Genomic DNA, 12335 nt, shown 5'->3' on the forward strand with positions numbered 1-12335 from the left:
ACCTCTAGCTATATTTCATAGCAGCTTCGAGTAAGTCGTGCTGCGTTAATTCTGGTGATACAGGGAAAACACCTGCGTTGCGACCTGCGCTAAGCATGAGGACACGGTCACTCATACCCAATAATTCGGGAAGTTCACTGGAGACAAGAATAACCGCCTTGCCCTCCGAAGTCAGCTTATTCATCAACTCGTAAACCTCGACTTTTGCACCTACATCAATGCCGCGAGTCGGCTCGTCGAGAAAAACAATATCTGGCTTGGTCATCAAGGCCTTGCCTAGAACAACTTTTTGTTGATTGCCACCGGAAAGTCCACCAACGCGGTATTCCATCGTCGGTGCCTTGACCCGTAAAAATTTGAAAAAATGATCGTTTTCTTTATATTCGGCATGACCATTAATGAGTCCATTTTTAGTGAAGCTACTTAGATGCGATAAGGACAAGTTAAAAAAGATACTTTCATCGAGCACTAGACCCAGTCTTTTGCGGTCTTCAGTAACCATAATCAGTCCTTGATCAATACTTTGACCTGCATCATTACCCTCGAGCTTATTGCCCTTAAGTTTCACCACCCCAGCGCTACGCTCACCGATGCCACAAAAAATGTGCATCAGCAATTCACTGCGGCCGGCTCCCATGAGCCCACCGATGCCCAAGACTTCACCTGCGCGGAGCTCAAAGCTCACATCTTTGACCAAGTCATAGCCTGCGTGATGCACACTTAAGTTCTCCACACTGAGCAAAACTTCCTTGCTTTCAGCCTTTTTCTTGGGGAAAAGATCCTTTATTTCACGGCCACACATATTTTGAATCAAGCTAGTCTTTGTCCACTCAGCGCGCGGCGCGGTCTTAATCGACTGACCATCGCGAATCACCGTAATCGTATCCGAAATCTCCATGACTTCATCCAAGCGGTGAGAGATATAGAGACAGCTAATCCCACGTGAGCGCAAGTCGCGAATAATCTCCAAAAGTTTCTCAACCTCCTCTTCCGTTAACGCTGCCGTAGGTTCATCTAAGAGCAGAATTTTTGACTCTTTGGCCAGGGCTTTAACAATTTCCACCAACTGCTGTTGACCAACACTTAGATCACCCACACGTGCGGCAGGGTCGATATTATCTAATTTATATTTGACTAAAATAGTACGACAATCTTCATAAACTTTATGCCAATCGATGAGCCCATTTCTGACTGGCTCACGGCCAAGAAAAACATTTTCAGCCACCGTCATTTCTTCGACCATGGCTAATTCCTGATAAATAACCGATATCCCCGCATTCTCAGCATCAGCAATACCTTTGAATTTAGCCATCTGGCCATTCACCCAAATCTCACCATCATAGCTACCGTGTTCCCAAATACCCGAGATTGATTTAATTAAAGTCGATTTGCCCGCACCATTTTCGCCGCAGAGCGCGTGAACTTCGCCCTCACCTAGAGTGAAGCTAACTTGATCGAGAGCTTTAACCCCGGGGAACTCCTTAGTTAGCGCTTTGACATCTAAAAGAGAAGTTTTCATGATTACTTGTTTAGACCAAGCTCTTCGGCGCTGTGAAAACCATCCTTAACAATCGTTTCCTCGATATTGTCTTTGGTGACAACATGAAAATCTAACAAAACACTCGGTACGTCTTTAAGGCCATTTGCAGTCGTGTGCTTCGCCACAATCACTTTCCGATTCGCCATATCAATAGCTAGTTCTGCCGCACGAGCTGCAATAATTTTAATCGGTTTATAAATTGTCATCAGCTGCTCACCACGGATAATACGCTGAATCGCCGCAATTTCGGCATCCTGCCCAGTGACCAGCACTTTACCCGTGAGATTTTTCTCTGTAAGCGATTGAACCGCACCACCTGCAGTCCCATCATTGGAGGTAAGGATAGCCTGAATATCGGTACCGTGATTAGCCAAAGCCGCATTCACAATGATTTTACTATTCTTCGGCATCCAGCCCTCGGCCCAACCCTGATGAAGAACTTTTATTCTGCCCGCTTCTATTGCCGGAAGAATGACCTTATCTTGTCCTTGTTTGAAAAGTTTGGCATTATTATCTGTGGGTGCTCCAAAAACACGCACGATACGTGACTGGCCAGTTTTAGGTAAATGATCCAGCAGTGTCTGAGCCTGAGCCTCGCCAACCTTTTCATTATTAAATGTAATATAGAGATCCAAATCACAATTTGTGATAAGGCGATCATAAGCGATAACTGGAATACCTGCTTCATGTGCCAATCTAACGGCCTCTGCCATGGCCATACTATTGTGAGGAATAATGACTAGAACATCAACTTTTTGCGCAATAAGTGACTTTACATTTTTCATTTGTAAAACATCATCGCTATTGGCTGATTGTACGATAACTTCCGCACCCAATTTCTGGGCACTATCTACAAAAATGTCACGATCCTTTTGCCAGCGCGCCTCCTTAAGAGTATCCATGGATAAACCAATGATGATTTTCTTATCTGGACTTTCTGCGGTGCTCGATACACCGCCTTTGTTAGCAAAAGTTAAACCAATAGCCACACTTAAAATAAGCGACAGGGTGACAAGTATACTATTTTTCATACTATTTATACCTTTATATTATATTAATTATTGTGACAGTTTCAAAAGCTACCACAGAGTGAGTGCTTTTACAATTGAATTCTTGTTGAAAGCGAATTTAATCAGCGGTGTTTGTACAAACGTAACCTTGGAGATACAGACTAAGCGAATAATTTAACATGAAATATCACCTTTGTTTAGTATTTGTCAATAAATACAAAGTAAGCTACTTACTTGTGACTCGTTTTACAAAAAAAGGTTTCATGAGCTTAGGTAGATGACTACCGGTCCTTGTTTTTGTGGGTGCTTCGCACACGAAGGAACTCAGCCCCTCGAGCTCCCCGTAAGGGGTGGGAAATTAAGGGGTTTTAGGTAGTTTTTTGCGAAGCTAGTCCGCCCGCGGAGGCATTTATAGGTTTTAATATATCGGGGCTCAGCCTAATGAGTGGGAACTTAAGAGATTACAAGATTAAATTCGTGCTTAATCAGACCTGTGGGATTGTGAAGATTAAGCGCTGGAGCGAAGCTCCGCCCCAGATATTTTTTATCGCCTGTGTGGCAGAACCCTCCGGTGGCCGAGGAGCCCTCGGGGCCCGACTAAAAAAGGTAGCAGCAAGTATAAATACCCTTAAGTCCCCTCCCATCGAGCTCCCCCGTAAGGACTTGCCAGCTCTTAAGGTCAGAGCTCGAGAAAGCATGATAATCAACCATCGGGAAAAATCCCTCCAGTTTATCGGGATCGTGGGAAGGATATAAATAGAGTTTTCCATCAAATACATGTGCGGAAGGATCCGCCGTGTAAATGTGTTTGATAATGGGCTCCGCCCCAAAGAGATTTAGCGCGGCAGTGAAGATAAGGCTGTAAAAAAGTGATTTTTTCATATTTTGGTATCAGTATTTATATTTTATTGTGTACTTAATAATACTAAAAAACTAAGTACAAACTTGTGACTCGTATTGTGGTAATTCTTTGAAAATCCTACGAATATATTTCGTCTCATTAGATCCCTTCCCCGGATTTGAGTTCACCAGGCGATCTAGCCCCTAATCCGACATGTAAATAGCATCACGATTAACCATGAAATAAGACCAACTACCTTACTCTATTAAAGCCTTAATCGTAATATGGAGTCATCGTTTGTGAGTGTAAATATCAAGCTCTTTAATAGTTTATTATCCTTGGAATAAACTTGGATTTCATAATCTCCCTTAAAGCCCCGAAAATTGATTTCACCTACCTCATCGACAAGCGCTTCTCCTCGAGTCCACCATTCATCAAAGACTAAAGCTTTATAAGCTTTTAAATTCTTGCGTTCCGACCAATCTTGATTAAATAAAGCCGCTCGTGATCTCCAGTGAGCACCCTCCCAAAAGCCCCACTGATTGATGCCTGCAACCTTGGGATGACTAAAGCAAACAGTTAAGAAGTCTCTCATAAACGCCGCCTGAAATTCGGGACTATCCGAAATGAAATCATGTTCAGTAATTTTAATTTTTTTATTAAACTGGGCTAAGTCATTCAAAGTTCTATAAATTTGTTGTGGAGATGTGACTTCTTCCTTAAAATGACTTTGTAAACCGATGCCGTGAAAGGGAGTTTTTTGAGCCATTAAGTAAGCTAAAATCTCAAAATATTTTTTAGCGTGAGCGGCGCCCGGGTAAGCCAAAATATCGTAGTCGTTTATGTAGAGCTCAAGCTCAGGAGCGAGCTTGTGAGCCAAATCAAACCACTCCACCATTTTATCTTTCCCAAGTAAATCCATGAGATCATTATTATCATAAGGCTCATTTATCACATCCCATTCACTCAGCAAATCTTTCGTTTCTAATACCGCTCGCTTGATATGGTGATTCACCATCTGATCTAGTTTTTCTTTATTGTCTTGGTAGCGCTCCAAGCCTTTTGGTAAATGTGTCCAGCCAGCCCAAACCAAGGCATGGCCGCGAATCTCCAAGTCCTGATCCTGCAGCCATTTCAATTGCGCTACAACTTTCGATCGAGGCCAATTATCCCACATCCGCCATTTCAAAAATCTACCCGGCACCGCACTATTAAATAAACTGAGTAGCTCTTTTTTGTACCGTTGAGAATCCTCTGTGGCAGCTGCTAAAGTGTCCAAACGAACCGCCGTGCCAAAAGGAAAGGCATGCTTTTTCATTTCATATTTTATTTTTAAGCCCGTGGACTTGCCCTCGAGAATGATCTTTAAATTAGCTTTGCGATTATGCTCTATACGCAAGTTTGCCTCATGTCGCCATTCAGCATTGGCATCCATGCCCTCATAAGCCCACATTTTTTCGGTGAGCGGATTCACTAAAGCAAAGTCTTTATTTCTTTGTTGTTGAAAAGAAAGATCTTCAAAACTCAAGCCTTGAATAAATTTCGAAACACAAAAGAGCAGCTCTAATTTTTGAACCTTTTTTGGGATGAATACGGGGATCTCATAAGTACGTCTCTCGCGGTCACAGTAAATGACTTTTTTTAACAGCGCTTTACCCTGGCCTTTAATCAAGAGTCTAAAGCGCCCAAATTCGCGAGTTCCCATGCTTTGCAGTGTAAACTTGAGCACGCCATACATACCAGCGGATGAATCAAACTTAAGCTTCGTTCCTACAATTGTTCCCATATGGGTGATATTGATAAGTTTATTTGTAATGACAAACCCTTGATCATTTGCTGTAAACGTCCCCTGACCCGTCAATTTATAGTCACTTAAATTTCGTGTCTCTGCCGGCAAATAAATTGGCAATAACACACACAATAAGAGTAATGATTTTTTACACATATTTTATTTCCTTTTATACCAAGAGTCATCGCCTGCTTCTAAGGATGAGCTATTCATTACACCTTTAGGCAAGGCCTGTTTCCAACCCTGCTTTAGCTTCAATTGCATTTTCGCTAGCTGATCACTATATGCTGGATCACCCGCCAGGTTCTTACTTTCTTGTGGATCTATACTGTTGTGATAAAGCTCTTTAAAAAATACTTCATTTTCACTTCTTGTACGCCATTCGGTATATCTCCAAGCCTCATCGCGTACTGAGAAACCTTCTTTATTTTTTCCGCGTGGATACTGACTGAATACCGCCGATTTCCACTTCCTTGAAGGATCTTCGAGTAAGGGCAACAAGCTATTGCCCTCCAAGTAAGAAGCTCGTGGAATTTGAGCTAACTCGGCTATCGTGGGATAAAGATCGACAAACTCAACTAAGGCATTTGTTCTTAATTTTTTACCTTTCATTTCCGGTAGTGAAATAATCAAAGGTGTCCTTGTTGCTAATTCAAAATTTGTGGCTTTGCCCCAATGACCATGGTCCCCTAGGTGCCAACCATGATCTGAAAGAAAAAAGACTATAGTTTCATCCCGAATCCCCAATTCATCCAGTTCATTGAGTACTTTCCCGACCTGGGCGTCAACAAAACTTACACAGGCCATATAGCTGTGAATCAACTGACGAGCATTTTTATCATCTATCCCTTTATTAAACTTCCACCACTTACGCACACCGCTTTTAAGTGCGATAGAAATAGGATCTTGATGACTCGCTAAGCTTGGATTATTCGAAACTTGTATAGTTTTCGGATCATAGAGATGATAATACTTTTTCGGGCAAACGAAGGGTAAATGAGGTTTCAAAAAACCCGCCGCTATAAAGAAAGGCTTATCACTTTTTACCGCACGACGCATGGTTTGAATTGTTTGCTCGGCAATCTTGCCATCTTCGTAAACGTCATCAGCTAAATCGGCGTGCTCCCAAGGTTTAACTGCCTTAGTATTTTTTTTCTTGGAAGCATTATAAGCCGCTAGATTAGCGGCGGTACAAAACCCCGACTTATCATGAGTATAATGAGCTTCACTTAAGTCCTCGTCTGCTGGGCCATGATGAATTTTCCCTAGCGTTCGCGTATAATAACCTTGCGAATCCATGAGTTTTGGAAGAGTTAAATACTGTTTTCTAAACACTTCATTAAACCATGGTGTATAAGGGAAATTGACTCCTGTTGACTGAGGACGACAGCCCGTCAGAAAGCTCGCCCTAGAGGCCGAGCAAATAGCCTGCTGAACATGAGCTCGCTCAAAGACGATGCCATTTGCTGCCAGACGATCAATATTTGGACTCTTGACTTGTTTATCACCATAACATCCGAGCATGGGGCGTAGGTCATCCACCACAATAAAGAGAATATTCGGAGGCTTCGCCATACCGACTTGACTCAACAGAAAAAAGATTAAGAGCATATACTTCATTTACTTGAGCCCTTCTTAGTACCTTTCCGCTTTTTTTTCTTTGCCTCAGCTTTTTTAGTATTAGTTCTTGGCTTTATCAAGTGTTCCGCTTCGAGGCCTCCATCCTGTTGTGATTGACGCCAAGCCAACAGTGATTTTTTGAGTTTTTCAAAGATCTCGCGCTTTTCCGGATTATTCACCAAATTGGCGTTCTCCTCTTTATCTTTACTCGTATCATAAAGCTCCCATTCAGTGGCTTCTCCAGTATAAAATTCTTTGACTTTGGGATGCTTAATGGAAGGATTCAAATTTTGGATCAACTTATAACGTCCATCACTGACTCCGCGAATTGGATAAGGTTCTTGGACTTCATTGATATTCATACTCGTATGAGCAAAGAAGACTTCTTTATGCTGTGATGGACTCGAATTCTTAATGACATTGACCAAGCTTTTGCCATCGAAACTGGATAGGTCTTCTTTGCCCGCTGCATCTAATAAGGTCGGTAAAAAATCAACCATAGAAATTAAAGCGGAGGTCTCGGCAGACATCTTCATTCCCGGCCATTGCACCATCACGGGAATCTTGACGCCACGATTATAGCTGGTCCACTTTGACCAAGGAATATTGGCACCGTGATCAGATAAATAAATAATGACTGTATTCTCTTCTAAGTTAAGCGTATTAAAAATCTTCATAAAGCGCCCAAACTCGTCGTCCACAAATTTATTTGAGGCTTCGTATTTTTGAAAACCTTTGTAGCCTTCTTCGATGTAGGGTGCATGTGGTAAATTTGATCCGTAGACCATGACGAAAGGCTTGTCGAGTGAGCTTAATAGCTGGGTGATTTTTTCATCATTGAAAGTTCTATGCTTACTTGGATCACCAGGTATACCTTCTTCATTCGCTACCTGTCTCGACCACTTATAATACTTATTACCCTTACTTTTCACATGGTTCTTTCCGACCAAGATGCTTTCATAGCCCAAATCAGTAAAATGATCCGGCAAGGTTTTTACTTCTTTAAAATACTTCCAGTGATTGGCGTGTAAGCCATTTCTCAAGGGATAAATCCCACTATATAAAGCACCACGAGATGGTGCACACATCGCACTTGGCGTATAGGCATTTGTGAATTTCAAAGCAGCACTCGCAAAGGCATCAATATTCGGTGTCGTTTGAGTGACTCCATCATTGTAGCAACCCAAGGAATCCATATATTGATCATCCGCTACAAAGATAAAAAAGTTCAGCTTTTTATCTTGGGCAGTTAATGACGTAAAACTGGCTATTACGAGCGCTAAAAATATAAATTTATTGGTCAACATAAGATTTCCTCTACTTTAGTAATTTTAAGTGTAGGGCTTTTACATTGATAAATGAATCGCCCTGTTTTTTCAAACATTTCAAGTTCAATTTCTTGGGTCCTGACGATAAGTTCAGTTGGCCTAAAAGAACTCGTTTAAATGGTTTTTCGTAAGTTTCACTACGTGGAACTCGATCCGGACTGTGAATCAATTCAGGGTCAAAAATTTCATTAATTCGTGCCTCAAGCCTGGCTTCGCCACATTCAATTAGCAAGTCATCACCCGCTTGCGCTGCCGTATACAAAAGCTCTACTTGATAAAGACCCTCTTCTTGAACATCTATTTCCCAAAACAAAAATGAATTCACATCATTCCAGCCTTTTACCCAAGCTTCATTGGCATATTTAGAGCTAAATTTAATCTGAGTATCACTAAAGCCTGCGTCCTGAACCGCCAATTTCGTTAGTGGAAACTCTCGATACCCGACGGGAATTAAACGATCTTTACTTGAGTCATCAATTTCGCCGAACATTTGCTTCAGTGAGACTTGCATCGCGTGATACACATCAGGCTTTATTTGGCTTAAATTAACTCTTTGTCCAGGGTCATTTACAAGGTCATACAAAGCCTTTTTAGTGGCGAGGTATTGATTGCTACGCAGACTTATTTTCTGCTTTTGTTTCGAATATAAGAAGCGATCAGCCATTTGCGGGGCTTCTCCCTTGAGCAAAGGTCTAAAACTGCGGCCATCCAACTTTTTTTCGATTTCAAAATCAATAGCTAACAAATCACAGAGCGTCGGGAGTAAATCAATATGAGTACACATCGCCTCAATTTTTAAACCCGCTTCAATTTCACCGGGCCAACGAATCAAAAAGGGGACGCGTAAGCCACCTTCATCCAGCGAACTCTTTTTACCTTTATATCCAGAGTTCCAACGCCAGCTATTGGGTCCATTATCCGATAAGTAAATCACAATCGTATTGTCTTCTAAATTAAGCTCTTTGAGTTTGGCTAACACACGCCCCAAATTCCAGTCAATATTTTCACACATCGCCAAAGCCGCCATCGTCTTTATTTTATCTTCCTTCTCGGCATAGCGTGAAGCAAATTTTAGACCACGCTTTTTCACCTTATCAAAAAATGCATCGGGAACCTGAAAGGGTGAATGAGGCGTATTGTAGGGGATATAACAAAAAAAGGGCTTATCCTTATTTTCTTCAATAAATTCTATGGCTTTATTGGTAAGGTCATCGGCAATAAAACCTTTACCCTGAACTTCTTGCCCATTATGATCCATTTTTGTGTTAAAATAATTGCTCCAATGGCCACTGCAAAATCCGTAAAATTCATCAAAGCCACGACCAAGTGGATGATAAGGATAATGAGATCCATTATGCCATTTGCCAAAACATCCCGTTGCATACCCCGCTTTCTTCAGAATATCTGCGAGGCTTACTTCATCCAAATTTAAACGCTCTTCACCCCGATCTACGCCCAGCACTCCTGTACGCCAGTGGTAGCGCCCTGTTAATAGGCTAGCACGCGTGGGTGCACAAACTGCAGAAACATAAAAACGACTAAACTGAGCCCCCTGATGAGCCAATGAATCAATATGGGGGGTCCTTATATTCGTATTGCCATGCAAGCTCAAATCACCCCAGCCTTGATCATCCGCAAGAATCAAAATTACGTTTGCTTTTCTTTCCCTCGCAAAGAGCGGAAGCATCAGCCCAAAACTAAAAAAAAGTAAGTAGATTAAAACCTTAATATCACAAGTTTTCTGTCCCAAATGAGTTTTCGAATATATCGCCATGGTTTCCTAAAGGTTTAGTCGTTCACAAAAACTTCTATACCTAGTGAAAAGCTCATCACCATGATGTGACTCGATTCATTAGATTTTTAAACATTCTAGCTTCACGACACAAAAAATTATTTAAGACCTCGACCTCGCTATATATTAAAGAAGGATAAAAAATTAAGGTTTGAGTCACATATCACTTCTTGGTATTGCATTAGCTAATAAGAATTATGAGAAACACGAACTTAGATTTGAGGTAGAAGATGATACAGGAAATGAAAAAATTTACGTTGATCGAACTATTAGTCGTAGTCGCCATTATAGGTATTTTAGCGAGTCTTTTATTGCCCACGCTAGGCAAAGCTAGAAAAACGTCTCGGCAAGCTGTCTGCGTCAGCAATCTTAGACAACTTTATACTGTTACTATGAATTACGCTTTGGATAATAATGATTATGCTCCTTCTCATACTGGTGGAGCAGGCTCCGCCTATTGGGATCAAACCTTAATCAAGAATGCTTATATGCAGGGTATGCCTGGCAATACCATGCCCTCGGCATTACAAGAATGCCCTGAATCCCGACCTATAACTAGTAAATGGGATTCGACTATAGGAATGAATAAATACTTTCCTCAAGGAAATGACATCCCAAAAATATCTGGTTCGCAATTAAATAAAACTTGGTTACTCATGGACTCTTCTTGGGGTGACCACCTCGTATATGGTTTAACTAATACGTCGAAGATGTTTGCCGCGGATAACAGGGATAGTATCGCTAGACATCAAGGTAAGGCCAACGTCACTTTCAGCGATGGTCATACCCAAGCGGAAGGAGGTAGTTATCTACTTACTAAATCAGATCGAAATGATATTTTCTGGTATCCTGGTGGCAAGTAATCGCCTATGAAATACTTTCTTTATCTCCTTTTTCTTTCGACTTTTTTTTTACAGGCTGAAATCGCAGCTAAACCAAATATTCTTTTCATTATAGTGGATGACCTCCGCCCCGAACTAGGCTGTTATGGTAATACACTCATCAAAACACCTCATATCGATAAGCTCGCCACCCAATCGACCGTCTTCGATAGGGCCTATTGCCAACAAGCCGTTTGTGGCGCGAGTCGTGCAAGTTTTCTTAGTGGACTTCGCCCCGATAGCACTCGTATTTACGACATTCACACACAGTTAACATCGACTCAAAAAGATTGCCTTACTCTCCCTCTTTTCTTTAAGTCCAAGGCTTACGAAACGATTAGCATGGGAAAAGTTTATCATCATTTAAGCGATGACCCGAACGCTTGGTCAAGGGCACCAAAGATGTTAACGGGTTCTTGGCATGGGAAACAGGGCTATGTCGGCGATGCTTATAAGCAGTACAGCTCCACCGATTGGATTCCTGCTGGTGCCGAAAAAAGAGCAGCCTGGGAATGCGAGGACGTACCCGACAATAGATACCCTGACGGTGCACTTGCCGAACAAGCTATCACTCAGCTAGAAAGATTAAAAAAAGATAGCCAGCCATTTTTTATGGCTCTCGGATTCAGTAAACCTCATTTGCCTTTCAATGCCCCAAAAAAGTACTGGGATCTATACAATCCCGCTGAACTCTATAAATCCACTATGACTGACTGGCCAAAAAAAATGCCTAGAATTGCTCCACGCTATTCCGAAGAACTGCGCAACTACTCAGGTATCATTCAAAAGCGTGAACAGATTAAGGGTGAGATAGGCCTCAAACTAGTTCATGGCTACTACGCCTGTACTTCCTATGTAGATGCACAAATTGGCCTTGTTTTAAATAGCCTCGATCGTTTAAAGCTACGCGATAACACCATCGTTGTGCTCATTGGCGATCATGGATTTAAATTGGGTGATTATGGTTCCTGGTGCAAACATACCAACTTTGAAATCGATACACGCGTGCCCATGCTCATTTCCTCGCCTTGTAGTCCTGCTTCACAAACTCAATCACTCAGTGAACTGGTAGATATCTATCCTACCCTAGTCGACCTCTGTGGCTTCTCTATTCCCGAACACTGCGAAGGCCTCAGCCTCAAATCCATTCTCGAAAAACCTTCAGCTGAACTCAAAAATGCGGCTTTTAGTCAATACCCCCGCAGTCAGGGTAAAGTCATGGGTTACTCAATCCGCAGTGGCAAATGGCGTTATACCGAGTGGACTGAAATTGCCACAGGAAAAATCAAGAACCGTGAACTCTACAAGCATGAAACTAGCTCAATTGCCACTCATAACGAAGTCTTCAATCCCGAGAATAAAACCTTGATCAAAAAACTTAGTCAGCAACTTGCTTCAGGCCAAGGCTGGAAAAGCAAACGGCGCCAATAATTGACGGTCACTCATAACAAGTCGTTTAAGTATGACCGTTGCTGAGAAATTTGGCTTATCATAAAACTGACAATCCCAAGCCTGGCAGGCTACTAGAATTTAT

9 protein-coding genes are annotated in these 12335 nt (G+C 41.9%); 2 read left to right on the top strand and 7 right to left on the bottom strand.

The features are described from left to right. Positions 1–4 precede the first annotated feature (4 nt). The 7 genes from PQO03_RS21930 to PQO03_RS21960 form a co-directional block, all read right to left on the bottom strand. Positions 5–1519, bottom strand: a complete 1515-nt coding sequence (locus tag PQO03_RS21930) for a sugar ABC transporter ATP-binding protein (protein WP_274153345.1) — start codon at positions 1517–1519, stop codon at positions 5–7. Between the two features lie 2 nt (positions 1520–1521). Beyond that, positions 1522–2571 carry a sugar ABC transporter substrate-binding protein gene (locus tag PQO03_RS21935; protein WP_274153346.1) on the bottom strand — a complete coding sequence of 350 codons (1050 nt, stop codon included), beginning with the start codon at positions 2569–2571 and terminating at the stop codon, positions 1522–1524. A 576-nt stretch (positions 2572–3147) separates the two neighbouring features. Beyond that, the gene (locus PQO03_RS21940; RefSeq protein ID WP_274153347.1) at positions 3148–3432 is read right to left on the bottom strand and encodes a hypothetical protein; all 285 of its coding nucleotides are present in this window, start codon (positions 3430–3432) and stop codon (positions 3148–3150) included. A 224-nt stretch (positions 3433–3656) separates the two neighbouring features. Next, positions 3657–5336: an endo-1,4-beta-xylanase gene (locus PQO03_RS21945; RefSeq protein WP_274153348.1), complete on the bottom strand. Its 1680-nt coding sequence runs from the start codon at positions 5334–5336 to the stop codon at positions 3657–3659. Between the two features lie 3 nt (positions 5337–5339). After that, positions 5340–6800, bottom strand: a complete 1461-nt coding sequence (locus PQO03_RS21950; RefSeq protein ID WP_274153349.1) for a sulfatase — start codon at positions 6798–6800, stop codon at positions 5340–5342. Next, the gene (locus PQO03_RS21955) at positions 6797–8107 is read right to left on the bottom strand and encodes a sulfatase-like hydrolase/transferase (RefSeq protein ID WP_274153350.1); all 1311 of its coding nucleotides are present in this window, start codon (positions 8105–8107) and stop codon (positions 6797–6799) included. The genes PQO03_RS21950 and PQO03_RS21955 overlap by 4 nt, the downstream gene beginning before the upstream one ends. A 10-nt stretch (positions 8108–8117) precedes the next feature. Then, on the bottom strand, positions 8118–9902 hold the full coding sequence (locus PQO03_RS21960) for an arylsulfatase (protein WP_274153351.1): 1785 nt from the start codon (positions 9900–9902) through the stop codon (positions 8118–8120). A gap of 260 nt (positions 9903–10162) precedes the next feature. Here PQO03_RS21960 and PQO03_RS21965 point away from each other — a divergent pair, with 260 nt between their 5' ends. Next, positions 10163–10783 (top strand): type II secretion system protein, encoded by a 621-nt coding sequence (locus tag PQO03_RS21965; protein WP_274153352.1) that lies wholly within the window; start codon positions 10163–10165, stop codon positions 10781–10783. A gap of 6 nt (positions 10784–10789) precedes the next feature. Further along, a complete protein-coding gene (locus tag PQO03_RS21970; protein ID WP_274153353.1) occupies positions 10790–12232 on the top strand; it encodes a sulfatase in 1443 nt (480 codons plus the stop codon). Positions 12233–12335 lie beyond the last annotated feature (103 nt).

The sequence above is a fragment of the Lentisphaera profundi genome, from assembly GCF_028728065.1.
In the GTDB taxonomy this organism is placed as follows: Bacteria; Verrucomicrobiota; Lentisphaeria; order Lentisphaerales; family Lentisphaeraceae; genus Lentisphaera; species Lentisphaera profundi.